Below are 282 nucleotides of genomic sequence, written 5' to 3'. Positions count from 1 at the left end.
GTGACCACGCCATCGTCGAGCTGGGCGCCGACGACGTAGAAGGCGCCGGGGAGGTCGGTGATCATGGCGTCGATCTGACCGCCCTTGAGTGCGAGCACGACGTCGTCGACCGAGTTGAAGACGTTGAGGTCGGCCTCGCCGAGCTGAGCCTTGGCGACCGTGTAGCTGGTGGTGCCGCTGGCGACGCCGACCTTGGTGGCCTTGAGCTCGTCGATGGTGGTCGCCGATGCCGCGGGCGAGTCGCCGACCGCGACGACGGCCTGCGTGGTCGTGTAATACGGC

1 protein-coding gene is annotated in these 282 nt (G+C 68.1%); it reads right to left on the bottom strand.

From position 1 onward, the window contains the following. Positions 1 to 282 (bottom strand): hypothetical protein (locus ABY44_RS08260; RefSeq protein WP_431641090.1); only part of this gene is annotated, 282 nt, incomplete at both ends.

Origin of the sequence: Burkholderia sp. ZZQ-2 (assembly GCF_050768715.1) — a bacterium.
GTDB classification, from domain to species: Bacteria; Pseudomonadota; Gammaproteobacteria; order Burkholderiales; family Burkholderiaceae; genus Burkholderia; species Burkholderia cepacia.
Note: the sequence above shows the minus strand (reverse complement) of the source record. Positions and strands in the feature narration are given on the sequence as shown.